The 25,105-nt window shown below is 35.1% G+C and carries 22 protein-coding genes and 1 riboswitch; of the genes, 14 read left to right on the forward strand and 8 right to left on the reverse strand.

Annotated elements, in window-relative coordinates:
- Positions 1-48 precede the first annotated feature (48 nt).
- The gene (locus H3R29_RS07325) at positions 49-1,062 is read right to left on the reverse strand and encodes a LacI family DNA-binding transcriptional regulator (protein ID WP_198202930.1); all 1,014 of its coding nucleotides are present in this window, start codon (positions 1,060-1,062) and stop codon (positions 49-51) included.
- Between the two features lie 160 nt (positions 1,063-1,222).
- On the opposite strand from H3R29_RS07325, the gene H3R29_RS07330 reads away from it, so the two are divergent.
- From H3R29_RS07330 to H3R29_RS07345, 4 genes are all read left to right on the forward strand, one after another.
- Positions 1,223-2,569, forward strand: coding sequence for a glycoside-pentoside-hexuronide (GPH):cation symporter (locus H3R29_RS07330; RefSeq protein ID WP_198202931.1), 1,347 nt, complete (start codon positions 1,223-1,225; stop codon positions 2,567-2,569).
- A gap of 1 nt (position 2,570) precedes the next feature.
- On the forward strand, positions 2,571-3,686 hold the full coding sequence (locus H3R29_RS07335; protein ID WP_198202932.1) for a glycoside hydrolase family 172 protein: 1,116 nt from the start codon (positions 2,571-2,573) through the stop codon (positions 3,684-3,686).
- Positions 3,687-4,120: 434 nt separating this feature from the next.
- Complete coding sequence (locus H3R29_RS07340; RefSeq protein ID WP_198202933.1) at positions 4,121-5,011, forward strand: DUF3737 family protein; 891 nt, start codon at positions 4,121-4,123, stop codon at positions 5,009-5,011.
- 5 nt (positions 5,012-5,016) lie between these two features.
- Entirely contained in the window at positions 5,017-6,183 is a 1,167-nt protein-coding gene (locus H3R29_RS07345) for a MalY/PatB family protein (RefSeq protein ID WP_198202934.1), read from the forward strand.
- Between the two features lie 260 nt (positions 6,184-6,443).
- Here the strand turns inward: H3R29_RS07345 and H3R29_RS07350 are convergent, their stop codons facing one another.
- Together H3R29_RS07350 and H3R29_RS07355 are read right to left on the reverse strand one after the other, a co-directional pair.
- On the reverse strand, positions 6,444-7,001 hold the full coding sequence (locus H3R29_RS07350; RefSeq protein ID WP_198202935.1) for a hypothetical protein: 558 nt from the start codon (positions 6,999-7,001) through the stop codon (positions 6,444-6,446).
- Between the two features lie 368 nt (positions 7,002-7,369).
- Complete coding sequence (locus H3R29_RS07355; RefSeq protein ID WP_198202936.1) at positions 7,370-7,735, reverse strand: DUF805 domain-containing protein; 366 nt, start codon at positions 7,733-7,735, stop codon at positions 7,370-7,372.
- 160 nt (positions 7,736-7,895) lie between these two features.
- On the opposite strand from H3R29_RS07355, the gene H3R29_RS07360 reads away from it, so the two are divergent.
- From H3R29_RS07360 to H3R29_RS07390, 7 genes are all read left to right on the forward strand, one after another.
- Positions 7,896-8,783, forward strand: a complete 888-nt coding sequence (locus H3R29_RS07360; protein WP_198202937.1) for an SDR family oxidoreductase — start codon at positions 7,896-7,898, stop codon at positions 8,781-8,783.
- A gap of 144 nt (positions 8,784-8,927) precedes the next feature.
- Positions 8,928-9,413 carry a GNAT family N-acetyltransferase gene (locus tag H3R29_RS07365; RefSeq protein WP_198202938.1) on the forward strand — a complete coding sequence of 162 codons (486 nt, stop codon included), beginning with the start codon at positions 8,928-8,930 and terminating at the stop codon, positions 9,411-9,413.
- Positions 9,414-9,458: 45 nt separating this feature from the next.
- The gene (locus H3R29_RS07370) at positions 9,459-9,851 is read left to right on the forward strand and encodes a cytidine deaminase (protein ID WP_232352250.1); all 393 of its coding nucleotides are present in this window, start codon (positions 9,459-9,461) and stop codon (positions 9,849-9,851) included.
- On the forward strand, positions 9,851-10,294 hold the full coding sequence (locus H3R29_RS07375; protein ID WP_198202940.1) for an ASCH domain-containing protein: 444 nt from the start codon (positions 9,851-9,853) through the stop codon (positions 10,292-10,294). Before H3R29_RS07370 ends, H3R29_RS07375 begins: the two co-directional genes overlap by 1 nt.
- Positions 10,295-10,568: 274 nt before the next feature.
- Positions 10,569-12,122, forward strand: a complete 1,554-nt coding sequence (locus H3R29_RS07380; RefSeq protein ID WP_198202941.1) for an ATP-binding cassette domain-containing protein — start codon at positions 10,569-10,571, stop codon at positions 12,120-12,122.
- Between the two features lie 173 nt (positions 12,123-12,295).
- On the forward strand, positions 12,296-13,024 hold the full coding sequence (locus tag H3R29_RS07385; RefSeq protein ID WP_046325689.1) for a gamma-glutamyl-gamma-aminobutyrate hydrolase family protein: 729 nt from the start codon (positions 12,296-12,298) through the stop codon (positions 13,022-13,024).
- A 9-nt stretch (positions 13,025-13,033) separates the two neighbouring features.
- A complete protein-coding gene (locus tag H3R29_RS07390; RefSeq protein ID WP_198202942.1) occupies positions 13,034-14,437 on the forward strand; it encodes an APC family permease in 1,404 nt (467 codons plus the stop codon).
- 80 nt (positions 14,438-14,517) lie between these two features.
- Here the strand turns inward: H3R29_RS07390 and H3R29_RS07395 are convergent, their stop codons facing one another.
- The 3 genes from H3R29_RS07395 to H3R29_RS07405 all read right to left on the reverse strand — a co-directional run bounded on the left by H3R29_RS07395 (position 14,518) and on the right by H3R29_RS07405 (position 17,616).
- A complete protein-coding gene (locus tag H3R29_RS07395) occupies positions 14,518-15,696 on the reverse strand; it encodes an MFS transporter (RefSeq protein WP_198202943.1) in 1,179 nt (392 codons plus the stop codon).
- A gap of 74 nt (positions 15,697-15,770) precedes the next feature.
- Entirely contained in the window at positions 15,771-16,649 is an 879-nt protein-coding gene (locus tag H3R29_RS07400) for an AraC family transcriptional regulator (RefSeq protein ID WP_198202944.1), read from the reverse strand.
- Positions 16,650-16,719: 70 nt separating this feature from the next.
- Entirely contained in the window at positions 16,720-17,616 is an 897-nt protein-coding gene (locus H3R29_RS07405) for an alpha/beta hydrolase (RefSeq protein WP_232352251.1), read from the reverse strand.
- Positions 17,617-17,914: 298 nt separating this feature from the next.
- Between H3R29_RS07405 and H3R29_RS07410 the strand changes: the two genes are divergently transcribed.
- From H3R29_RS07410 to H3R29_RS07420, 3 genes are read left to right on the forward strand one after another with little or no spacing between them, the layout of a single operon-like run.
- The gene (locus H3R29_RS07410) at positions 17,915-19,327 is read left to right on the forward strand and encodes a glycoside hydrolase family 1 protein (protein ID WP_198202945.1); all 1,413 of its coding nucleotides are present in this window, start codon (positions 17,915-17,917) and stop codon (positions 19,325-19,327) included.
- Positions 19,328-19,347: 20 nt separating this feature from the next.
- A complete protein-coding gene (locus H3R29_RS07415) occupies positions 19,348-20,199 on the forward strand; it encodes a PRD domain-containing protein (protein ID WP_198202946.1) in 852 nt (283 codons plus the stop codon).
- Entirely contained in the window at positions 20,196-22,058 is a 1,863-nt protein-coding gene (locus tag H3R29_RS07420; RefSeq protein WP_198202947.1) for a beta-glucoside-specific PTS transporter subunit IIABC, read from the forward strand. The genes H3R29_RS07415 and H3R29_RS07420 overlap by 4 nt, the downstream gene beginning before the upstream one ends.
- Positions 22,059-22,203: 145 nt before the next feature.
- Here the strand turns inward: H3R29_RS07420 and dapF are convergent, their stop codons facing one another.
- Both dapF and H3R29_RS07430 read right to left on the reverse strand, forming a co-directional pair.
- Entirely contained in the window at positions 22,204-23,193 is a 990-nt protein-coding gene (gene dapF, locus H3R29_RS07425) for a diaminopimelate epimerase (protein ID WP_198202948.1), read from the reverse strand.
- A gap of 17 nt (positions 23,194-23,210) precedes the next feature.
- Entirely contained in the window at positions 23,211-24,563 is a 1,353-nt protein-coding gene (locus tag H3R29_RS07430) for an aspartate kinase (RefSeq protein ID WP_198202949.1), read from the reverse strand.
- A 279-nt stretch (positions 24,564-24,842) separates the two neighbouring features.
- A riboswitch (Lysine riboswitch) is annotated at positions 24,843-25,021 on the forward strand.
- Positions 25,022-25,105 lie beyond the last annotated feature (84 nt).

Raw genomic sequence — 25,105 nt, forward strand, 5'->3', positions numbered from 1 at the left:
TACGTAAAATTTTTAAAAGCACTAGTATTCAACTAATACTGGTGCTTTTTAAATTATTTTATTTTGCTGTATGTTTTTAGTTGTTTGAGCAGCTCGAAAGGCTATGGGAACAACAATATTGTCAACTTCACGGCCATGCAAAATTAATTTAATTAAGTTATCGACTGATAATCGTGCAATTTCTTTAACAGGTTGGACTATTGAAGAAAGACTGGGTGCAATGCTTGGCATCATTTGGAAACCATCATACCCAATTAATTGTAATTCTTCAGGAATTTTAACCGAATAATTTTGGAGTTTAAAAAGTAACTGATAAGCTGTTTCATCATTAACAGTAAATATGCCATCGATGTTATTAAGATGGTTAATGACTTTGTCCAACAATAAAGGTGCTTCAGGGTCAGTTTCACTGCATTCAAAAACCTGGTAAGATACATTTTGCTCTTTTGCTATTTTAAGAAACCCTTTTTTACGATTTAAGGATCCATTGGGATAGTTAGCATAGGTGCCAACAAAAGCAATTTTTTTGGCACCCCGTCTGATTAGTTCATTTGCAGCAATCTCACCGCCATGATAATTATCGGAAGTAATAGTCGCTACTGTTGGAGTCGCAGAAGTATCAAAAAAACGGTCAATACTGATAAATGGAATGTTGGTGGATAGATAAGGATCAATATCGTTATAAGTAATTCCGATTATGCCATCAACTTTGTTTTCTTGTGCCATTTGTAAAAATTTTTTTTCGCTCGCAGGATCGCTTTGGTTATTTGAAAGTAACATACCATATCCACGATTTTGTAATTCCGCTTCAACATAATAAGCAAATTCTGCATAAAAGGGATGCCAAACAAAAGGTACGCTAAGTGCAATCATTTTTATTGAGTCAGATTTTAATGCTTGAGCTAGGCGGTTCGGCTGATATCCTAAGTCTGCCATTGCCTTGTGAACTTTATCAAAGGTAATCTTTGAAAACCCACCCTTATGGTTAAGAACACGGGAAACAGTGGCAATAGATACTTGTGCTTTAGCTGCTACGTCTTTGATACTAGGTTGTTGAGACATTCTGATCACGCTTTTCTTAATTATTACTTACATTATACATCATAGATAACGTTTACTTGTTTTTTATTATATTTTGCTTGAAATCCTTTTAAATAAGTTTTATTATTCAAGTAAACGTTTACTGATAACGTTTGCAGAAAAAGAGAGGGAGAAAAATATTGTGAAGCAAACAAAGAAGTTAAACACATATCATTTATGGAAAAATCGGATAAGCTATGGTGTTTCAGATTTTGCTTGTAACTTGGTGTGGAACGTATTGACGTTATATATGATGTTTTTTTATACCGACGTAGCTGGCATTGCTAGTGCGGCAATTGGAACAATGATTATGGTAACTCGAATATTTGATAGTTTTGCAGATATGTTTACTGGAGTAATTATTGATAAAACACATTCACGTTGGGGTAAAAGCTTACCCTATATCTTTTTTGGCGCATTTCCGTTAGCTGTTTTCGGCATATTATTATTTTGTGTACCAAATATATCAATGACAGGCAAATTGATTTACGCATATGTTACATACTTAGGCATTTCCATTTGTTATGGCTTAGTAAATATTCCAATATCGTCAGTCTTACCTAATCTAACTAAGGACCCGGTTGAAAGAACTAATATGTCAACGGTCAGAATGGTTTTTTCGTTTTTAGGTGCAACTTTTGTTAGCGTTGCAACACTGCCTTTAGTTAAGCTTTTCGGCGGCGGCAACCAACAAAAAGGTTTTGTTTTAGTAATGAGTTTATATTGTGTCGTAGCAATTTTTATATTATATGTTCCTTTTCATAATTTACATGAAATTGATGATCCGAAGAGCGTTAAAAGTTCTGTTAAATTAAGTGAAAGTTTCAAGGCACTGTTTAAAAATAAGCCGTGGTTAGTTTTTGCTTTTAGTACACTATTTATGTGGGCATCGAATTTCTTTGTACAGGGTTCGTTGGTTTATTATTTTACTTACGTTGTTGGCAGTGCAGCGCAAGCTGCAATAGTTGCGGGATTAATAAATTTTGTCCCAATGATTGGAACAATCATAACGCCGTTTTTAGTTAAACATTTAATTAAGCGTAATGTCTTTATTTTAGGAAGTGGTATAGCTGCATTAGGTTTAATAGTAATGTTGCTGGGGCATAAAGGCTTGCTTTGTATATATTTAGGCTCAATTTTGTATGCATTTGGTCATGGTATTCGGCAAAACATGTACTTTTCAATGCAAGCCGATCCAGTTGATTATAGTCGCTGGCAATCTGGACTCAATTTATCTGGCCTAATTTCAGCCATTAATGGCTTTATTGGTAAGTTGGCCATGGCTATTACTTCAGCAGTTACCGGCTTTTTACTAAGTTGGGGTCAATATGTACCGCATCACGTTCAATCTGGTAAAGCAATCTTTGCCATTAAGGCTAACTTTATTTTGTTACCGATAGCTATGATTGTATTATCAATTGTAGTAATGTACTTTTATAATCTTGATAAAATTTATAACCAAATAAAAATGACTAATAAGGAGAATTAAAATGAACATTTCTGATTTAACTCGAATTAACTTAAATGAAGAAAATCGGACAATATCACCTGAAAATTTAACGGGAGCTAAGGGAAAAGCCGCAATGAGTGCCAGTGACTTGGGACCCAGCCGCAAAGGCAATGGTTCCATTAAATTACCTCAAGGAAAAACTGTAACCATAGCTGATATTCATTCTGCAGGAGAAATCAGGCATATTTGGATGACAATTGCTGATGCAACTCCAGCAGGTAGTTTTGTATTGCGGGATGTAGTTTTGAGAATGTATTGGGACGGAGCAGACAAGCCGGCAGTCGAAGTTCCTATTGGCGATTTTTTCTGTAATGGCTTTGGCGAACGATGTGATATTAATTCTGCTTTAATTACTGTTAATCCAACAGGGGGCTTTAACAGTTACTTTCCAATGCCTTTTAGAAAATCCGCTAAAATCACAATCACAAACGAACATCCTGGTGATATTGACGGTTTCTTTTATGGTATTGACTATGTTATCAAAGATGTGCCTGAAGATGCCGCATACTTTCACGCTGCTTGGAATAGACAAGAATATACTGAAAAACAAAATGATTTTGTAGTTTTACCTTCTGTAAAAGGCCCCGGACATTTTGTAGGGGTTTATTTTGAAGTCTGTGCTTTACAACGTTATTGGTGGGGTGAAGGAGAATTTAAATTTTATATTGATGGTGATACCAACTATCCAACAGTTACTTCTACAGGTACTGAAGATTATTTTGGTGGAGCGTGGGCGTTTCATCAAAAAGACAAAAATGGTAAGACATATGCCCAAACTTTTCAAAGGCCTTTTATGGGATATCCATTTATGTCAAAGGTAGATCATACTCGGGATGAATTTAATAATGGTGAGTTAATGCCTTTACACGCATTTGGCAATGATGCTTTGCCAATGCATGGATTATATCGTTTTCATTTATTAGATCCAATTCGGTTTAAACATGATTTAAAAGTAACTGTCCAGCAAATCGGTAATAATGATATTCAATTATTTGAGCGTTCAGATGATGTTGCTGCAGTTGCCTATTGGTATTCAGCAGAAAAAGCAAGTGATTTACCAGCTATTGCTCCACAACCGGAAAGAGTGCCGCGCTAGGTATTTATGAATGACATATTAAAAACGTGATTCTGCTACGAAAACAGAACCACGTTTTTTCGGGCCCAGATAACTGTCAAAATTCCAGGTTCCTTTATTATGCCCTGCATCTATTTGAGAACGCCGCGTTTTATAAAAAGTACACAATTTTACTGTATTTAATGATTTTCATGTTAGATGGTCTATCTTTAGCTACAATAAAATAGTTATTTAAAAAGCCTTTCAATCTTTTAAAAAAGATACAGTAAGTTTTTAGCAGAATGGTAAAATATTTATATAATTGAAAAGTAATTTAGTATAACTTTTTGTAATAGTAGGACCTAATTAATTGGTATTTTATGTTGAATAGTTTTCAGTGGATAATAAAATAAGGCAATTTGATTATTTAAATAAAAATTACAGCCCGCCAATTATATCAAAGAAAAGAGATCAGAATGAGCATTATCAAAAATCATTTTTTTGCAGGTGAAAGAATTCTTTTTGGACTAAAAGATGCACAACTGGAAGGAATCACTTTTGGAGAGGGTGAGTCCCCACTAAAGGAAGCCAGCAAAATTAGCATTAAAGACTCTGTTTTTAAGTGGAAATATCCGTTGTGGTATGACAATGACATCACTGTCACTAATACTGTTTTTGAAACTATGGCTCGTAGTGGTATCTGGTATACCAAAAATATTGCGATTAAAAATTCGGCTTTGCAGGCACCAAAATTATTTAGAAGAGCAGAAAAAATAAATTTGGACCATGTTCATTTTGCAAATGCTGAGGAGACAATGTGGACATGCAAGGACATTCGCATTACCAATAGTCAAATTAACGGTGATTATTTTGGCAAAGATAGTCAAAATATTTATCTTGACCACGTCAGTGTAGTTGGCAACTATGTTTTTGATGGTGCCCAAAATGTTGAAGTGCATCATTCTACTTTTGTCTCTAAAGATGCTTTTTGGAACTGTGAAAATGTTAGTGTGTATGATTCGCTAATAGATGGTGAATATTTGGCCTGGAATGGCCACAATATTAAGTTCATTAATTGTCAGATTGAAAGTGATCAAGGACTTAATTACATTGACCATTTGGAATTAAAAAATACCAATTTAATTCACACGGACTTAGCTTTTGAATATGTTTCTAATATCGATGCTACGGTTTCGAGTAAGATCGATAGTGTCAAGAATCCAATTTCCGGTAGTATTGTTGCTCCTGCAATTGGTAAGTTGATTCTAGATCCAAAAAAAATTACTCCCGCTAAAACGGAAATTATCTGTGCTAAAATTGATGAGAAGATTGTTCATTCAGATGAAAATCAGAAACCAGGGGATTAAATATAATGAATAAATATGATTTTGTTAATGCACCGGATAGAAGTACGACAGACTCAGTCAAGTGGCATGTTAAAAAGGGCGACTTACCAATGTCAATTGCCGACATGGACTTTAAAACTGCACCGGAAATTATTGCTGCAATGAAAGAAAAAATTAGTCTCGGTGTTTTTGGCTACGAGTGGCCTGAAGATGATTATTTTAATGCTGTAGCTGACTGGTATGAAAAAGAGCACGGTCATCGGCCAGAGCAGGAATGGCTGATTTTTACTACGGGTGTAGTACCGGCAATCTCTGCAGTAGTGCGGCGGATCTCTCACATTGGTGACAATGTTTTAGTGCAAGCACCTGTTTATAATGTTTTCTATAATTCGATTGAAAATAACGGTCGGCACGTTTTAAGTAATGACCTGCAATTTGATGGTTCAAATTATAAGATCAATTGGGAAGACTTGGAACAAAAATTAGCATTACCTCTGACGACACTAATGATTTTTTGTAATCCGCATAATCCTGTAGGAAAGGTATGGACTCAAGCAGAAGTTCAAAAAATTGCTGATTTATGTTTTAAACATCATGTGGTGCTTTTGTCTGATGAGATTCATGGTGATCTGGTGCGCAAAGGGCCAGATTATACTCCTGCCTTTTCAGTAAATGGTCCTGCACGTGACAACGTCATTTCCTTAGTTTCGCCAAGTAAAACCTTTAACGTTGCCGCTTTGCATGCAGCAACCGCTATCGTACCGAATAATAACTTGCGCGCTATGGTTAATCGCGGTCTCAATAGTGACGAAATAGCAGAACCTAATTTGTTGGCTATTCCGGGAACGATCGCTGCTTATGAACATGGTCATGATTGGTTGCAAGCATTGATTAAGCAGCTAAACGTTAATTTTACATATGCGCAAGAGTTTATCGGCAATAATCTTCCCCAGGTAAAAGTGGTCTCAGGCAAAGCAACATACTTAATTTGGCTTGATGTTGAACAGATTAGTACCGACTCGCAAGAACTAGCAGAATACTTAGAGAAGAAAACAGGTCTGGTTTTATCACCGGGAAGTATTTATCGCGGTAACGGTCACAACTTTTTACGTATGAACCTTGCCTGCCCATTAGCAATGGTTAAAGATGGCTTAGAAAGATTAAAGACAGGACTAACCCAATATTCCGCTTAAATATGTTAAAAAGACGACTATGGCAATCAGCATAGTCGCTTTTTGACTAGAAATAATAAAAAGCTAACTAGTGCTATAAACGAAATTAATGTTTCATGTGAAACTCAAAGACAAAAGGTAATAAATATGGCAGATTAATTAGCTGAGTCAGCATATTTTCAATATTATTAATTTGCTAATAAGGCGAATAGTTTAATTACATATTTGCATACTAGTTGTTGAAACAGACTTTTTATTTGCCGGTTTTAAGTTGTAAAAAATTAATTTTTAGATTTATTTTTTTGAAAGTGCTGAGCAAGTTGAATGGCAGTGGTGATGTAGTCAAGAATAGTTGAGACTGCTAATATGATGCCTTTGAAATTAACCGAGTCTTCAAAAATTAGCGGTAGTTGAGCACCCATTGCAATAAACAAAACTATGATCAAAAGTTTACCTGGAGAAATTTTGTCATTACTACTTGTGAACTTATCTAATAAAGTTTGAATCTTTTTTGTTGTTTGTGGTGATAGCTGCATTTTCTGAGCAAGAATTTTTAAAAAGGTGCTGTTTTTAAAGACAGAGACTAATTGTTCATTTGCTTCTGTGGATAATTGTTTTAGTTGTTCTGCAATATGTTTATTATGCTTAGCGCAAATCTGCAATAAATTTTGAATTTGTTGTAGTCCAGATAAATTCCATGAATAATTATTTGAATTAATTCTTTCCCATAATTGTGGTATCTGTGCAATTCTTTGATTGAATTTGTTGAATAATTTCTGTGTCATTTTTGTTGGTAACATACTTTTTGGCCAATTTACTAACTTATTTTTAATATGCATAAAATATACTTCCTTTTCCTAATTATAGCAAGGATAGATATTATACAAACTTTATATGCTTAAATAAAAAATTGCTTTTTTCATGTGAAACATTATTACGATTGACTTGATGATAGAGATGGGGTTCATTAATTAATAAGGTTATTGCATAAATGATGATGTTGGATAAATTAATAAAAGTAATTGACCGCAAACTCACTTTTTATAATGAAGTTACCAAAAAGCATAACATGGATGAGCGTAAAAATAGCCGGAAGAAATATTAGCTGGCAAAGAAAAAGCGCAATAATGACACTAAAGGTAAATTATTGCACCTGATTTATATTACTTTAAATAAAGCTAAATTTTTATTGAAACGGAAATACTTTTTAATCGTAATTATTTGCTTTGGATGGTAATAACATAAGAATGATGAACCAAATGTCGCCAATGATTGGCACTATCATGATTAAAATCCACCAAGCAGAATGATTACTGTCATGTAAACGGCGAAAGCGCAAAGATAACATTGCAATCCAGACAACAAAGGATATGATGAGAGAGCTCGTCTTGATGCTCCAATCGCCCCAATTATAAATATCATTAATTGAATGACCTAATAGGCTCTCAACCAAATTCATCAAAACAAAAGCCAATATCCAATTTATAATCACCGGCCACCAATATTCTGAACGATTAGCAGTGCCGGAAAAATTTAAAATATTCTGCCAGAACTTTTTATATGATTTAATCATTAAATATTTCCTCCTACTTTTACCTAATAAATTCATCATAGTGCATTGCAAGAGAATGGGCAAAGATAAAGGCTTTATATGACTTAATAAGCAATATTTTTGTTTTATTATTATAAAAGCGGTATCTTGAACTTGAATTTATTGAAGGGAGAAAGTACAAATGGACAATAATTTATCAGATCCGTTAAAGCGCTATCATCATGATGATTTTCCTAAGCAATCACAGGAATATCCTGGACTGCAAAGTAAAATGGATCCAGCGCCTGCTGGCGACATGGCCGACTATGAAGGACATGGATTGTTAAAGGGTCGCAATGCCCTTGTCACAGGTGGTGACTCCGGTATTGGCCGCGCTGTAGCAATTGGCTTTGCCAAAGAAGGAGCAGATGTAGCCATTCAGTATTTGCCAGAAGAAGAGTCAGATGCTAAAGACACAGCTGAATTGATTAAAAAGGCTGGACGTAAAGCAGTTTTGCTGCCAGCTGATTTCCGTAAACGTGGCAAAGCAGCAAAAGTTGTTGAAAAAGCTGTCAAAGAATTGGGCAGTTTAGAATTATTGGTAATGAACGCAGCTATCCAACAAAATGTTGATGGCATAGAGAATTTGTCAATGGATCAAGTGCACGATACTTTTGAAGTTAATATCATTTCCATGTTTGAGATGGCTAAGGCTGCAGTACCGCATATGAAGCCGGGCAGCGTAATTCTGACCTCGACTTCTTTAGAAGGCTTCAGTCCATCACCAATATTGCTTGATTATGCAGCTACCAAAGCAGCAATTGTCAGCTTTTCTATTAATTTGGCTCAAAGTCTTGCTCCTAAAGGAATTAGAGTTAATAGTGTTGCACCTGGTCCTGTTTGGACACCTCTGCAAGTTTGCGGCGGTCAGCCAACCGATGCTCTTGCTACATTTGGTCAGCAAGTACTGTTGAAACGCGCAGGACAACCTGATGAAATAGCTCATGTTTATATTTTCTTGGCTTCAAACTTGGCAAGTTATGTGACAGGCCAAGTATATGGTGCCACAGGTGGACCAGCTATTAATTAAGGAATAATAAATAAAATTTAATTTCCGTTTTTACTTTCGTGTAAGTAAAAGCGGATTTTTTATGCCAAATTTGCTTTTTGGATAGGGCTTCAGTATATTAAATAATTAATTAGTATTTAATATCCAAAGAATAGAGGTGAAGAAATGAATAAAAGTATTTTTCAAAAAATAGCACTACTGTCGCAAAAAAATGCCAGGATTATTGCAGATGAGTGGCATTACGACGGACAATATGCTTTTTATGATATGAAAAATGATCAAGAAGATTATGATGAAATAATTTCTCCCCAGTTACGTAAAAATAATTACTTTCAGGTTTTGGATACAAACGGCAACTTAGTCGCCTTCTTTTGTCTTGACCCAGATAAGGAGAAAAGAGAACAAGTTGAAGTTGGGTTGGGACTAGCTCCTAATCTAACTGGTCATGGTCTAGGCAGCGAATTTATGTCAGTCATTGAAAATTTTGTCAAAGATAACTATGACTATAAAGTAATTGTTTTATCCGTTGCTGACTTTAATTTGCGCGCAATTAAAGTCTATCAAACGGCAGGTTATGTCCAAACAGGTACAGAAAATGTGCATTCAAATGGCGGCATCTATAAATTCAATCTTATGTCAAAGAAAATTTGAGTTTGGTTTTATAGATATTATATGAAAGAATTGCAGGTAAAAATTATGGATAAAACATGGCAAAAAATGTATGAGGCAGCGAAAAAAGTACAAGGGTTCACTGCCATTGGTCCTCATATGGAAGCTGGCGGAGTTGCTGCTGCTGTTTTAGCTGAATCAGGAAAAATTTATACGGGAGTTTGTGTTGACACAGCTTGTGGGTTAGGTGTCTGCGCGGAACGCAGTGCGCTTTTTAATATGATTACCAATGGTGAAACTAAAATTAACAGAGTTTTAGCATTAATGGCAGATGGTAAAAATGGTGCTCCTTGTGGTGCTTGTCGCGAATTTATTGTTCAGTTAATGGAAAAAGATTATCAACAAGTTGAAATTATGCTGGATTATGAAAAGGACAAAGTCGCTACAATGGGCGAATTAACCCCAGAATGGTGGCTATAATGGATAAAGAAGTAAAACAATTTTGGCAGGATTTTTGCTTTAAGCACAATTTGTCTGCCAGCACTAAAGTTGACGCTTGGGCTTTTGGTTATAGTGAAAAAGATGCAGATGAATTGGCTGAGTTAGTTAAGAGAGGCATAAAAACTGCCACAACTTCAGAATATGTACCAGGCGATGAAGATATGCCTAAAGTTGGCGATTGGAACATAATTCTTGATGGTCAAGGTAAACCCGTCTGTGTTGTCCAAGATAAAGTGGTAGAAATTATCCCTTATAGTCAAATTTCCGCAGAACATGCTTATCATGAAGGAGAAGGAGATCGCAGTTATCAATATTGGCGCACAGTTCATGATCAATTCTTTGAAGAAGAATTTAAAGCTAATGGGCAAAAATTTTATCCTCAAGCGCCAATGGTTTGTGAAACTTTTGCAAAGATTGATTAATTGGGACGTTGCAAAATGAAAAAAATATGATATAGTTAAAATAATTTAGAGAAAGAGGTTATTGCCAAAATGGAGAATTAATTTCTGGTTTTATTAGTAAGCAAAAAGTTTGATAACCAAAGCTTTTGTCATGCTTTTTTGCCAATAATCAGAAATTAGTTTTGTTCTCTTTTGTGGTGATTCTTTAGTTTCACTAGCTTTTTGTGCACTGCTAATCAAATTATGGGCAATATGGTTATCAGTGCTTTTTCTTTAGCAAAAAGCAGGTGTTAACATGGAATATATTAAAATAACGAATCTGAAAGTAGAGTATCAAGGTGAGGTTTTATTTCAAGCTCCACATTTAAATGTTCAAGACCAGCAAATAACCGGTTTGATAGGTGATAATGGTGTAGGTAAAACTACGTTAGTCAACATTATTGCTGAAAAGCCTACAGTTTTTGAGATAGAGGGGCAAGTTAAAAGAAATTGCCATACTATTTTAGTACCACAAATTTTAAATAACAGTGAGCAAAGTGGTGGAGAAAAGGAAAAGGCAGCTATTGTTCGAGCATTACTTCAGATAAATCAAACTCAGAATTCTCTGCTAATTTTGGATGAGCCGACATCTAATTTAGATATTGAGCAACAAAGATGGCTAATTAAAGCCTTAGACAGTTTAAAACAACCAATTCTGTTAATTAGTCATGATCAGGCTTTTTTAAGTAAACTTGTCAATGTTATCTGGCAGATCAAGGACCAGCAAGTTCATGAATTTAAAGGTACTTATGACGAATACCAGCAATTTCTTAGAACACAAGAAAAAAGGCAGAATACTGAGTATTATCAAAAACGAATTGAAATTAAAAGACTAAAAAAAGATCAAAGGGAGTACGAAACTAGGGCTAAAAAATCTACTAAGAAAAAGAAAAGTATTTCTTGGTCCGATTGGAAAATAAAAGATAGCAGCGGTATAGAAAAAAGCCTTTTTCGTGAAAGTACTTTACTGAAAAGGCGTATAGCTAAAGCAGAAACGACGCTGGAAAAGCCGCAAGTTAATCAGCCAATCACTTTAGGTAATATTGAAAATATGAATCTGGAGCTGTCTCAGAAAAGCAGCATAGTCAGATTCAAGACGCAAAGTGTTACTCTACATAAAAAGCAATTATTTGCAATAACTAAAGAGTTGAAAATTAAAGGAAAAGAAAAAATAGCGTTAACTGGTATAAATGGTGCTGGAAAATCAGTTTTTTTAGAAAAATTATTTCACAAAAAACTGGCTGTCTGGCTTAATCCACAGCTAAAAATGGGCTATTTCAAACAAAATATGGCGCAGGAAACTGAAGAAACAGCTACAGTAAAAGAGGTAATATATAAAAACAGCATTTTTAATAAAACTACTACAATGCAGCTTTTAGGTGACTTGCATTTGCAAAGGTCTTTGGATAATCGCGTTAGTGCTTTGAGTGGAGGACAGCTTGTTTGTTTTAAATTGGCAAAAGTGCTTTTAGGTGAACATAACTTACTGATCCTTGATGAGCCGGACAACTTTTTAGACATTTCATCTATTAATGCTTTAGCAGAATTTCTAAGAAACTATCCGTTTGCTGTTATTGTAGTTTCTCACGATCAGAAATTATTAAAAGATTTAAACTTTACTTCTTGGAAAATAAAAAATCACAAGTTAATAACTCCTAGTGATTTTTCGAGTAAAGAAAATGCTAAGACTGCTAATCAGATCAGTTTATTACAATTCAAATTAGACCAACTGATTTCCGATCCTAATGCTTCATTTAATGACATTGAAAATATTTCCCGGGAAATAAATAGAATTTCAAAAAAGAACTAGGTTTTATTAATTGGGACAACAGTAGCAAAAATTATGGATAGCTTGTTTTACTTTAAGTATTTTACTGTAAAGCAAATTAAGGGGTCAATATTAAAAACAAATGGCACACGCAAATTGCTAATAACTATTATAATGTTAATAACTAGTAGTATAAGTTTAATTAAGGAGGAAAAATGACTAAACCAGTTATTGGCATAGCAGGATCTGAAATGATTGATTCTGCTGGAATGTTTCCAGGATACAGACGTAGTTATGTTAATGAGGATTATGTGGATTCTGTTGTTAAAAATGGCGGAATTCCCTTTATAATTCCTTTTACTGAAGATGATGAAGTTATTAAAAGCCAGATGGCTCATGTGCAAGGATTGATTTTATCTGGTGGACATGATGTTGATCCTCACTTATATGGTGAAGAATTAATGCCTAAAATTGGTCCCATTTGGCCTCAGAGAGATCACTTTGACATGCTTTTATTAAAAATTGCTGAAGAAACTGATAAACCCGTTCTGGGAGTTTGCCGCGGGGCACAGATTATTAATGTAGCACATGGTGGCAGTCTCTACCAGGATATTAGTTATCGCTCAGAGCAAACTCTAAAACACGAACAAGGTCATACACCTGATTTGCCTACTCACAAAGTAATAATTAAGGAAAACAGCTTATTAGCTAAAACATTGGGTAAGACTGAATGCATGGTTAATTCTTTTCACCACCAATTAATTAAAGACATAGCGCCAGATTTACTTGAAGTTGCAGATGCAAGCGATGGCGTCCCGGAAGGGCTTGAAAATAAACAGGGTACTGTTTTGGCGATTCAATGGCACCCAGAAATGCTACACAACAATCCTAATACTAAGTATATGAATAATTTATTTAAATTTGTGGTTGAAAATGCTAAGTAGGGAGTAAATATGACTCAAAACAAAAACGCAGGAGACAAACTTGGCTTTTGGTCGATTGTTCTTTTAGCTATTAACTCAATTATTGGTTCCGGTATCTTTTTAACACCTGGTAGTGTAGTTAGTCAGGCAGGGAGTAAAGCTTTAATTGTCTACTTCATTGCTGCAATTTTTGCCTCAGTCTTAGCTATTTCATTTTCAGCAGCTGCTAAGTATGTAACTAAATCTGGTGCTTCTTATGCCTATTCTAAAGCTGCTTTTGGTGATAACGTTGGTTTTTACGTTGGCATTTTGCGTTACTTTTCTGCTAGTGTTGCCTGGGGAGTAATGGCTGTTGGTGTAATCAAATCGACTATTTCTATTTTTGGTGGCAATCCAGATAAATTTTTAAATGTTACTATTGGTTTTATTATCTTAATGGTAGTAGTTACTGTAATTAACTTATTTGGACAAAAGTTTGTGAAACTTGTTATGAACATGGCTACAGCAGGTAAATTAGCTGCATTAATTTTAATTATTGTGGCGGGTGTTGTTTTACTTATTACCACTGGAGCCACACATAGTTTGTCATCTGTTGACCAAATAACGCAAAACGGACAAAGAATAGTACCAACTTTAACTACTACAGGACTCGTGATGGCCGTTGTTTCAGCGTTCTATGCTTTTACAGGTTTTGAATCAGTTGCCTCTGGTTCAGAAGACATGCAAGAGCCAGAAAAAAACTTACCAAAGGCTATTCCACTAGCAATTTTAGTTATCGCCGCTATTTATATTGGGGTAGTGGCCGTAGCGATGGTGTTAGATCCTAAGGCGCTGATGACGACTAAACAAGTGGTAGCAGTCAGTGCAATTTTTAAAAATGAAGTATTGCGGGATGTAATTTTAGTTGGTGCGCTTATTTCTATGCTGGGAATAAATGTCGCCTCTAGCTTTAATGCGCCACGCATTTTGGAGGCAATGGCACGTGAACATCAACTACCAGGTACTTTAACCAAAAGAACTAAAAATAACTTTCCTATTAAAACATTTTTTATTTCTGAAGCGTTAGCAATTTTAGTACCTTTAGCTTTTCAATATAACATGACTAATTTGATCACATTAAGCGCCATGGTCAGATTTTTAGGCTTTATCATTGTTCCGCTGGCAGTAATTTGTTTTTACTATGGTAAAAATAAGCAACCAATTTTACCAGCTCCTAAGAATGTTTTAACTGATATATTTGTACCAATATTGTCAATAATTTTAGTAATCTTTTTGCTGGTTAAATATAACTGGCAAGCGCAATTTGGCATTATTGAGAATGGTAAAGTCGTCGGTGTTAACTGGTATGCAATTTTCATGATGATCTTTGGCTTCGTAATTTTACCGCTATTTATGTTTTGGCTCTCTAGAAAAGAAAGAAGCAAGCAGCAATAGTTTGCCAGGATAAATTAACATATAAAAAAAGAGTTGGCCGTGAAAAAATCACGTCAACTCTTTTTTATATTTAGTTATTTCTAGTGCTTTCTTACTTTAAAATAGTGGATCAAGCTGTAGCAGAACAAAATAATCATACCAGCTCCAGCCATCGTCATATCGGCACGAGGTGAACCATTACCTAAATTGCTGCCTAACCAGTCTATAATCGTCGGTGAAGCGGCACAACCAACATTTACGAGCACTAAAGTAATCGTTGTAGCAAAGTTGACCGAATTTCGCGGAGCTGCTTCATCTAGCCAGTTAAAAATATAAGGGACTGACAGACCAAACCCAGTGCCTAAGACAATAACAGCAATAACCAATACTGGTAAATTAGCAGCATAGGCAAGAGCCAATAGTCCAACAACTTGCAGCAACAAACCTATAGGTAAAATTAAATCTTGGAGTTTCTTTTTCAAATAGCCATAACACATTCCGACAGGTATCCCAACCAGAGTTGCTACACTTGAAACAAAAGCAATTTGACTAACGTTGGCGATTTTTTGCGTAGTGGCTAATTGTGGTAATTTAAAAGTCATTGGCATAAAGAAGACGTACATGAAGAACATAATAAGAGAGATTTCCACGACGCTGCCGTTGATCTTATTTTCCTCTTTAACTGGTGAATTTTCAGTATCAGTTCCCTCACTTTTTTCATTTGGTAATGACACTACTAAGCCGAATAATAGCATGACTGGCAGTGCTACTAAGTAGATTGCAAAAGTTGCATGCCAACCCATAACGGCTAAGAGACCAACACAAAATGAAAATACAGCAGCACCTACACTACCCATTGAGTTTTGAAAACCAAGCATGGTTGATAGTTCGTTGCCCTGATAGAATTTGGACAGCAGACTAACAGCTAATGAATTAAAGAGACCAATCCCGGCTCCTAAAAGAAAACGGGAAATTAAAATTGGTGTATAACTTGCTGCGTACATTGGGTATGTGCCTGCCAGTAAAGCAATTGCTAAACCAGTAATAACCGTTGGCTTGGTTCCGATCAGTTTTATTAAAAAGGGACTTATAATCAGACCTACAACAATTCCAATATTAGGAATTGTGCTTAATGTCTCTACGGCAGCCCGTGAAACTTGCGGAAATGATGAGTACATCAACGGCAGTACTGAAGAAATTTGTGGTGCTATCATTAACATTAATGATATTGATAATAAAGCACATTTGAATAATCCAGATTTTGGATTAAATTTTTTCATATTAATTGCCTCTTTTTTATTTAATACTAGTTTTAATAATATATTACTCTCTTTTAACAGTTAAAATAACGCTTTCAGTAGCTTTGATCTGGCGCTGAGGAACTTTTTCTGATTTGCATACTAGTTTGGCCATAATAATCAACCATTGCTCTATTTAAAGAGCGGATACCACTAAAGCCGTTTTTCATTGCTATTGCTGTGAGAGTCATAGCAGTATGACATAAATCTTGATATGCTTTTTGTGCCCGGAAATTCCTAAGATATTTACCGATAGTAGTTCCCATATTTTGATGAAAAATTCGTTGCAGATATTGCCGTGATAAGTGGCAGCTGTCCGCAATGTTTTGGGGTGTAACTGGCTCTTGGTAATGATCTTGAATATAATCTAGAGCATGACGCAAATGTTCGGTAATAATTAAGTTACGTGATATTTGCCCCTTATTATCTCGTTGTTTTAAAAAGTATTTGAGTAGAATATTTAAAACTTGATAGCTAAGGATAGTTAAGTCCAGATTTTTAAAAGCTTTAGCTGGTGCAGATTTGATGGCAATAATTTTACTCAATAAAGTTTGTAAATAATGATATTGCTCTACTTGCTCTAAACTTAATTTTGCAAGGGATTGCAATTCAAATTGATAATGGTCCATTTCAGGAAACATTTGTAATACTAAGGGATAAGGAAAAAGCAGGGATAAAGCCAGATCATTTTTAGAGCTGTTAAGATTGCGCACGCTATGAACAACTTGGGTATTAATTATTAAAACTTCGCCAGGATGCGTTTCATGATCTACCCCACCAATAATAAAATGGTCAATTTTCCCTCTTAGTGTAAAACTCAGCTCAATACTTTGATGCCAGTGAGGAGGTACTTCTGAAGAGCCCGGGTATTGATGAACCTTGATAAAAACGGGAAGTTCATCTAATTGCACTAACTCATGCTTATCACGTGCCATGATATTTTCTCCTTTACTAAAAATGGTCGAACTAAATTATACTAGTTCAACCAGTTTTGGTAGATATTATTTAATTGAGATATTTGCGGAAGAAGTTTAACTCATCTTCATTACACTGCTTGGCTAAATCGTCTTTTTGGTTAACGTGGAAAACGTGTCCCCGGCGATGATCATTATCACCATAAAAATGAAGTTCATGGTAAATGTTTTTAGCGTGGAGATAACCTGAAAGCATGTAGGCATTATCACGCAGAAAATCATCGGTAGAAGTCATGATAAACAGGGGTGGCAATGCCGGTGTTAGGAATTGTTCTACATTTAATTCATCGTGTTTATCCATGCGAATTTCAGGTCTGAAATAAGCTTCGGGTGTACCGGCAATTGAATTAATTTCTGTTAAGAAGTAAGCGCCACAGTTTAAAGCAGCAGCTTTAATAGTTAAGTTAGGTACAGAATAGCCGAAATATTTACGATATTCATTGTTGGTATAAACTGCTAAAATTTGTTCACCCATTTGACCGCCAGCACTGTCTCCAACTATAAAGACGTTGTCTAAGTCAAACTGATATTTAGCGGCATTTTCTTTTTTGGCTACCCAATGAAATACCCGATTAATATCATCTAACTCGCCCGGGTATACAACATCAGGTGCTAACCGATAATTGGCGTTAACTACTGCAAAGCCTGCTTTAGCAAGAGCTAAACAATAGAACTGGTATGTTTCCTTAGTGCCATATACCCAGCCGCCACCGTGGATATTGACGATAACCGGTAGTTTTCCATTAGTTCTTTTTTGTGGTAAGTACACATCAAGTATCTGATACTTGGGATCATTACCATAAGGTATATTATCAAATCTTTCTACTTCGGGAATTTGTGTTGGTAAGCCTTCGTCACGTTGGTCGTCACCTTTTTTAAATTCGCTACGCATTTCTTGAACTAATTTTTGATAATCTGGTTCTGACATTTTACAGCACTCCTTTTTGTGAAATCGCTTTATCAAGTATATTTTACTTCACTATTATGAAAAAGAAAGGCTATAAAGTCACTTCAAAATGGCGATTGGAAAAACAAAAGTTTCATCAAAATTAGCGCAGATTTTAATTATAATCAGCTTAAAAAATATTTTTGCTGTTGACACCGCTTACAGAGAAGAGGTAAAATAATTCTAACTGAATATTCGGTTTGTAACTGATACGATCAGGCAATACCTCTTGTTCGAGAGAACGAGTGGTATTGCCTTTTTTATTTTGGAGGTAAATTATATGTCTGTTTTTCCGAAAGACTTTTTATGGGGTGGAGCGATAGCGGCAAATCAAGCAGAAGGTGCTTGGAATATAGATGAAAAAGGTGTTGCAATTACAGATACTACACAACATGGGATTGCGAAAAATGAGCACGACGAAGAAGTTCTGCCAAATACTTTTTATCCCAGTCATGAAGCTATTGATTTTTACCATAATTATGAAAGAGATTTGGAATTAATGGCTGAAATGGGCTTTAAATGTTTTCGTACCTCTATTGCCTGGACGAGAATTTATCCTACAGGAGAGGAAGAGAGTCCAAACGAAAAGGGACTTCATTTTTATGATTTTTTGTTTGATAAAATGCTCTCCTTAGGAATTCAGCCTGTAGTAACAATATCGCATTATGAAACCCCCTTAGCATTACATAAAAAATATAATGGTTGGGAAAACAAAAAGTTAATATCTCTTTATATTAAATTTTGTAAAACAATTTTTGAACGTTTTGGCGATAAAGTACACTATTGGATGACATTTAATGAAATGAACAATACACAAACTATTCCATATGCAGCTGCAGCAATGGACTTATCGGGTACTTATTCTCACCAACTTTCTCAAATTTATCAGGCTCAGCATAATATGTATGTTGCTAATGCTTTAGCTAATAAATTGGCTAAAGAAATAATGCCTGATGCTCATATGGGTATTATGCTTTCTTTAAGTCAAGCAGCTGTTTATCCAGCAAGCCCCAAACCTGAGGATGTTTTTGGTGCTCTCCAATTACAGCGAAGAACATTTGTAAGTTCGGATGTGCAATTAAAAGGCTGCTATCCGGGATATGTAAAGAGAATATGGGATGAATATAATGTCAAACTTGACATTACTGATGAGGAGCTTGACTTAATAAGAAAATATAAATCTGAATTTTTAGCATTCAGCTATTATCGTTCTAGTACTTTTGAAGATGGAATGAAAATTTATGGTGATACTGGTGGAGTGGTTGGAAAACCAAATCCTTATTTAAAGAATTCAGCTTGGGGTTGGCCAGTAGATCCCCTGGGATTACGTTGGATGTGTAATTTGGTTCAAGACAGATACGATTGTCCTATGTTTATAGTAGAAAATGGTCTTGGCGCTGTAGATAAAATAAGTGAAGATGGCAAAATTCATGATAAAGAACGTTCGGATTATCTTAAAAAACATCTTAAACAAATTGGTGAAGCAATAAAGGATGGTTGTAAAGTGATTGGCTACACTTGGTGGGGACCAATTGACATCGTTTCTGCCGGTACGGGTGAGATGAATAAGCGTTACGGATTTATTTATGTTGATCGTGATAATGACGGCAAGGGAACGATGAGGAGAATAAAGAAAGATAGTTTCAATGTTTATAAAGAAATAATAGAAACGAACGGTAATTGCTTATTTTAATAGTGGTTGAAGGGGATAGTATGCATATTATTAAAATACTAAATAACAATGCTGTTCAAGTTATTAATGAAGATGGTGACCAAGTTATTATAGTTGGTCGAGGAATAGGTCATGATAAAAAAAGAGGCCAGACTATCTCTATTGAGAATAGTGACGAAGTTTTTGTGATGACAAATAAAAATCTTTTTCCATCAGTTAAAAACATTTTAACTTCAGTTTCAACTGACTTAATTGAGACAAGTAACAAAATAATTAATTATGGGAAAAAGCTATTAGATACTAATTTAAACCAGAATATTATTATTAGTCTTACTGATCACTTAGATTACGCTATTTCTAGGGCGCGTGATGGAATATATACTCCAAATCCCTTAAATTTAGATATAAAAAAGTTTTATCCAACAGAATACAAGATTGGTGAGTATGCCTTAAAAGTTGTTAAAAAATATCAATTTACGATATTAAAAGAAGACGAAGCTGGCTTTATAGCAATGCATTTTGTAGATGCAACTATCAAAGATAATAAAAGTACTCACAATATACTGCGCTTAACTGAAGCATTAAAGAAAGTTTTAGCCATAGTTGAAAAAGAAATGCCAAATATCAGCAAAGATTCTTTGGCATATAGCCGTTTCGTTCGTCACATACAGTATATGATTATTAGAATTTTTGAAAATGGTAAGGAAACAAATGAAATCGATGCTGATATTGCAAAGATTGTTTTTGAAAAATATCCCTTCGAATACTCTTTAGCTAAAAAAATAAGAAAAGTAATACTACACGACTTTAAAGTTGATATAAACGATGAGGAACAAATGTATATAACAATACATTTAGCCCGGCTGGCTGATGTAAGGGGAGAACAAATATGAAACATAAAGATGAGATAAACTCAATCATTAAAGATGTAGGTGGGGTTGCTAATATTCAACGTATGACCCATTGCATGACAAGGTTAAGATTTAATCTTGCTGATGATAAAAAAGCTGATCTAGATGCAATTAGCAAAATTAACGGAGTATTAAACACTCAATTTCAAAATAGCCAATTACAAATTGTCATAGGACCAGCAGTCGCTGATTGGTATGACGAAATTTCGAATTTAACAGGTATTGGTCAAGAAGAAAGTCAAGAAACTGAAGTGAAAGAAAAGAAAGGTTTTTTTAGCAAATTACTTGAAATCTTTTCAAATGTTTTCTTGCCGGTTATTCCAGCTATTGCTGGTGCCGGTATGATGAAAGCAATTTTGGGACTTCTGTCATCTTTTTCATTAATATCACAAAAATCTGATTCTTATATTATTCTTAATTTGATGGCCGATGCTACATTTTATTTTTTACCTTTTTTATTGGCTATATCAGCAGCAAAGCTCTTTAAGACAAATGCAATATTATCAGCGGTTCTAGCTGGCGCTTTACTATATCCAAGCTTAATTAATAATGTGGGCAAAATCAGTAACTATCATTTTTTAGGGTTGCCTATTCCCGTGATAAATTATAGTGCATCTGTTTTACCTATTATTCTCTCTGTCTGGATAATGAGTTATTTATATAGGTTTGTAGATAAGCATATGCCTGACATGCTAAAGGTTATTTTTGTACCAACTGTTGTTTTAATTATAATGATCCCCATTGAATTAATAGCCATAGGACCTTTAGGAAATTATTTAGGCAGTATATTATCTGCTGCTTCTATGAAACTGTTTTCATTTTCTGGTGCGTTAGCTGGTGCTATTTTGGGTGGATTACGTCCATTACTGGTCATGACAGGTATGCATCAAGCATTAACCCCAATTGTTTTCCAAAATTTCGCTTCAAAAGGCTATGACGTTTTGATGCCAACAATGTTAGTATCAACTTTTGCCCAGGCAACAGGCGTTTTAACTATGGTATTTAAGACAAGATCCAAGAAAGAAAAATCAGTCATTTATGCATCAGGTATTTCTGCTATTTTAGGTATTACAGAACCTGCACTATATGGTGTGATCGTAAAATATAAGCGTGTATTACTATCCGTTTGTATAGGTGGAGGTCTTGGAGCAGCTTATGTTTCAGCAATGGGCTATCATTTGGGCAGCTTCACACCATCAAATATATTAAGTTTAGCTGTCTATGCACTTATGCCTAAATTTATTCATGTAATAATTGGACTGGGAATTGCAATAGTATCGACTGCATTATTAGTACTAGTCTTGCAACCTAAAGTTGGTGTAGAAGATGAGAAACCTGTTATTGATGTAAGTAAAGAGAATACAACCCGTGAAGATTTGTCAACAATAGATATTTTTGCACCTATGGAAGGTGATTTGGTGAGTTTGAAAGAAGTACCTGATACAACATTTTCTTCCGGTGCAATGGGTGACGGCTTTGCAATTATACCTAAAAATGGTGTTGTAAAAGCTCCGTTTGATGGCACGATTGCGGTTATAGCACAGACTGGTCATGCTGTCGGAATACGTGGGAAAAATGGTATTGAAGTTTTAATACATGTAGGTATTGATACAGTTGAATTAAACGGGAAATTTTTCCAAACTTACGTAACTCAGGGACAGAAAGTTTCAAAGGGTCAAAAATTAATTTCTTTTGATCTAAAAGAAGTAGAAAAGCAATATAATATTATTAGTCCAGTCATCGTAACTAGTGGAAAAGTTTCTTTAAAAGATAATGTTCGTGTTGATGGAATTGATAATAATACCCTACTTGCACAAGCAAGTACTGCAGATGCAATATAATAATTCCATGAGTATTATTTGAATATTATTCTTCGTAAAAATTCCAAACTTTAAAAATTTGGTGCATAAAGTGAGTTCAGAAGGAATCAACCTTTTGGATTCACTTTTTTTATGCCAATAAATTTTGTCGGTATTAAAGCAACAATTAGTTATTGCTTTGTGTGGTAATAAATTCTTGATATGCCTCATTTTCAGAGGTGGTCGTAACCTTAAAGTTATTAAAGTTGGGATGCTTCTGGTGCAATTCACTTTCTGCAACGTCAATATAATGTGTAATCGTAGCATTTCCGATTAATTCTATCCAATAGTTATGGCCACGGCGATGAACTTTAGTTTGAACAAAGCCGCCAGGATTAGAAACAGTCAGTAGTTTGTCAAACAGATTCATTGACTGGCAGGTCAAAGCGTAAATTAGACTTGCAGCTGACATGGCTGTACCACAGGCATTGGTGAAGCCTACACCTCGCTCAAAAGTATGTACAAATAGATGGTGCGCACTCAAAACTTGAGCAAAACTAACATTTACCCCATCTGGAAAATAAGGATTTTTTTGATTTAGTTTTGTGCCTAATTTTGCTAATAAATCGCTTTTGAAGACACTGTCTGAAACAAAGCTGATCAAGTGGGGGTTAGGGACAGCAACTGCTGAAAACTTCAATTCTGGTGCCAGTTCTGGCACTTCTTGATTATTTAATTCAGAATAACCTAGATTAGTAAAGGGCAGAGCCGCAGCTGCAAAACTAACCGGGCTGATTTCAACACTGATTGCCTTAACCTTTGGCGCCCAATCTGGCTGACAGCTGACACGCAAATCGCTTTGCATAGTTTCAACTTTGAATGTTTCTTTATGGTATTTTTGTGCTAAATAGCGGCCGACTGTCCTTAACCCGTTACCACACATGGAAGCAAAAGAACCGTCAGCATTGATAACTTCCATTTTTCCTAGAGTTTGCGCATGGTCTGAATTGCTGACCACTAGTAAACCGTCAGCACCATTAAGTAAGCCACTTTCCGGCTTAGTTATCTGTTGCGTCAAGTTGACTAATTCTCCCTTAGATAACGGTGTTTGAAATTGAGTTTGATCAAGTAGAAAAAACTTATTCTGTGAGCCGTGAACTTTTTGTAGTTGTATCATGAAAATTTCTCCTTAAATTAATTAAAAAACTGGTGATAAATTTCTTTAACAGCGGCAGCTGCGTCTGCCTTTTTGGTGCCTAGCATGATTGAAATGCGTGAAGCACCCTGGTTAATCATATGAATGGCAATATGCTTTTTTGCTAAAGGCAGAGTGATATTTTTCATTACACCAATCTTGTTGCGCATCCCTTCTCCAACCACCATAATGATGGCATAATCATCAATCCATTCTAGTTGATCAGGTTGAAGTGCTTTTTGAATTGCAAGACACATTTGCTGACGAATTTGTTTATCAAATTGCCTTTTATCAAAAATAACGGTCAAATCATCAATTCCTGATGGCATATGTTCATATGATATATTAAATTTATAGAATATTTGCAGTAATTTAAGTGTAAATCCCACTTCTTTATTTAGTAAATATTTATGTAAATATAATGCGGCAAAATGTCCAGAACTTGCCACACCTGTAATTGTACTTTGCGGGGTAAAACTATTTTGCGGGACAATCATTGTTCCTGGCAGTTCCGGATGATTAGTGTTTTTGACGTTTACGGGAATCCGGCCTTCAATTGCGGGAATAATGGCTTCATCATGGAAAACAGAAAATCCAGCATATGATAGCTCCCGCAACTCACGGTATGTCATAAACTTAATGGCACGGGGATGCGCAATAATTCTAGGGTCAGCTGCATAGATTGCATCTACATCCGTAAAGTTTTCATATAAATCTGCTTTAATTCCACGGGCCCAAATTGCTCCGGTAATATCTGATCCACCCCGAGAAAAGGTTGCTATTAAGCCATCTTGTGTAATGCCATAAAAGCCGGGGATGACTAATAAATCTGCAGTTTGTGCCCATTTTTGTAAATTTTCGTAAGTTTCTGGTAGAACTTGAGTATCGTTAGCATTACTAGTAACCATAAAGCCAGCTTCTGCGGGATCCAAAAAGCGAGCGGCTATATGGCGCTTTTGCAGAATTAAAGTTAAAAGCTGTGCACTAAGTTTTTCACCATGTGCTTTAAAACCCGCCATTAAAAAATCTGTGTTTGGATAAGAGAGTTGAGGAAGATTGAGTAATTCCTGTAACAAAGGCTTTACTAATTGCCCAGATATTTGAAAGTAGGTCGCGATATCCTGATACCTGGACCAAATTGCTTTTACCGTTGCACTGTAATCTTGGTTATTAAGAACATTTTCTGCATACGTAATTAATAAATCTGTTACTTTAGTGTCGTTTTTAGACCTTTTGCCAGGAGCAGAAGTCACGATCACTTTACGAGCTGGATCAGCATTAATAATTTTTAAAACTTTTTGAAATTGTTCTCCGTCAGCTAGAGAACTACCACCAAATTTAACAACTTTCATGTTAATACCTTTCACAATTAAATTTAATTTAAGTAATTAGTATTGGATTTTAACATTAAAATTTTAATCTTCAACTGCAAAAGAAAGCTGTTATTCAGTAAAGCGGCTGTTTTGGGTCATATTATTGCATTAAAATTTGCGCTAAAAGTATTGGTGCTAATGGCATTTTACAAGATAAAAAATAAATAAATTTGAAAAACAAGATTTTTATTTTAAAAATTAAAAAGCAATTGTCAGTGAAAATGGTTGACAATCATATTAATTAATAATAATATTTTAATAAATCGAAGAGGTTGCAACCAACAAGAGTAGCTGGTGGAGTTTCTGCAAAAACTAAGAAACTAGTCAAAGGGGCGGTTGCCGAAGCATTAATTATTGCGGTAATTAATAAGCTGGGACGTAATCAAACAGGTTACGGACTGTCGCAATTTTATGTTCGCGGAGCGCTATCGACAAAATTGATACCAGATAATAACTTGAAGGACTCTTTTGTTAGGTACAACAAAAGAGCCTTTTTTATTTAACAAAAAGGGAGAGACTTA

This window comes from Lactobacillus sp. M0393 (genome assembly GCF_016102025.1).
In the GTDB taxonomy this organism is placed as follows: Bacteria; Bacillota; Bacilli; order Lactobacillales; family Lactobacillaceae; genus Lactobacillus; species Lactobacillus melliventris.

What these genes read in the sequence shown, in the direction of transcription:
- H3R29_RS07325 (WP_198202930.1), bottom strand. Translation starts at nt 1,062, where the DNA reads ATGTCTCAACAACCTAGTATCAAAGACGTAGCAGCTAAAGCACAAGTA.
- H3R29_RS07335 (WP_198202932.1), top strand. Translation starts at nt 2,571, where the DNA reads ATGAACATTTCTGATTTAACTCGAATTAACTTAAATGAAGAAAATCGG.
- H3R29_RS07340 (WP_198202933.1), top strand. Translation starts at nt 4,121, where the DNA reads ATGAGCATTATCAAAAATCATTTTTTTGCAGGTGAAAGAATTCTTTTT.
- H3R29_RS07345 (WP_198202934.1), top strand. Translation starts at nt 5,017, where the DNA reads ATGAATAAATATGATTTTGTTAATGCACCGGATAGAAGTACGACAGAC.
- H3R29_RS07350 (WP_198202935.1), bottom strand. Translation starts at nt 7,001, where the DNA reads ATGCATATTAAAAATAAGTTAGTAAATTGGCCAAAAAGTATGTTACCA.
- H3R29_RS07355 (WP_198202936.1), bottom strand. Translation starts at nt 7,735, where the DNA reads ATGATTAAATCATATAAAAAGTTCTGGCAGAATATTTTAAATTTTTCC.
- H3R29_RS07360 (WP_198202937.1), top strand. Translation starts at nt 7,896, where the DNA reads ATGGACAATAATTTATCAGATCCGTTAAAGCGCTATCATCATGATGAT.
- H3R29_RS07365 (WP_198202938.1), top strand. Translation starts at nt 8,928, where the DNA reads ATGAATAAAAGTATTTTTCAAAAAATAGCACTACTGTCGCAAAAAAAT.
- H3R29_RS07370 (WP_232352250.1), top strand. Translation starts at nt 9,459, where the DNA reads ATGGATAAAACATGGCAAAAAATGTATGAGGCAGCGAAAAAAGTACAA.
- H3R29_RS07375 (WP_198202940.1), top strand. Translation starts at nt 9,851, where the DNA reads ATGGATAAAGAAGTAAAACAATTTTGGCAGGATTTTTGCTTTAAGCAC.
- H3R29_RS07380 (WP_198202941.1), top strand. Translation starts at nt 10,569, where the DNA reads ATGGAATATATTAAAATAACGAATCTGAAAGTAGAGTATCAAGGTGAG.
- H3R29_RS07385 (WP_046325689.1), top strand. Translation starts at nt 12,296, where the DNA reads ATGACTAAACCAGTTATTGGCATAGCAGGATCTGAAATGATTGATTCT.
- H3R29_RS07390 (WP_198202942.1), top strand. Translation starts at nt 13,034, where the DNA reads ATGACTCAAAACAAAAACGCAGGAGACAAACTTGGCTTTTGGTCGATT.
- H3R29_RS07395 (WP_198202943.1), bottom strand. Translation starts at nt 15,696, where the DNA reads ATGAAAAAATTTAATCCAAAATCTGGATTATTCAAATGTGCTTTATTA.
- H3R29_RS07400 (WP_198202944.1), bottom strand. Translation starts at nt 16,649, where the DNA reads ATGGCACGTGATAAGCATGAGTTAGTGCAATTAGATGAACTTCCCGTT.
- H3R29_RS07405 (WP_232352251.1), bottom strand. Translation starts at nt 17,616, where the DNA reads ATGTCAGAACCAGATTATCAAAAATTAGTTCAAGAAATGCGTAGCGAA.
- H3R29_RS07410 (WP_198202945.1), top strand. Translation starts at nt 17,915, where the DNA reads ATGTCTGTTTTTCCGAAAGACTTTTTATGGGGTGGAGCGATAGCGGCA.
- H3R29_RS07415 (WP_198202946.1), top strand. Translation starts at nt 19,348, where the DNA reads ATGCATATTATTAAAATACTAAATAACAATGCTGTTCAAGTTATTAAT.
- H3R29_RS07420 (WP_198202947.1), top strand. Translation starts at nt 20,196, where the DNA reads ATGAAACATAAAGATGAGATAAACTCAATCATTAAAGATGTAGGTGGG.
- dapF (WP_198202948.1), bottom strand. Translation starts at nt 23,193, where the DNA reads ATGATACAACTACAAAAAGTTCACGGCTCACAGAATAAGTTTTTTCTA.
- H3R29_RS07430 (WP_198202949.1), bottom strand. Translation starts at nt 24,563, where the DNA reads ATGAAAGTTGTTAAATTTGGTGGTAGTTCTCTAGCTGACGGAGAACAA.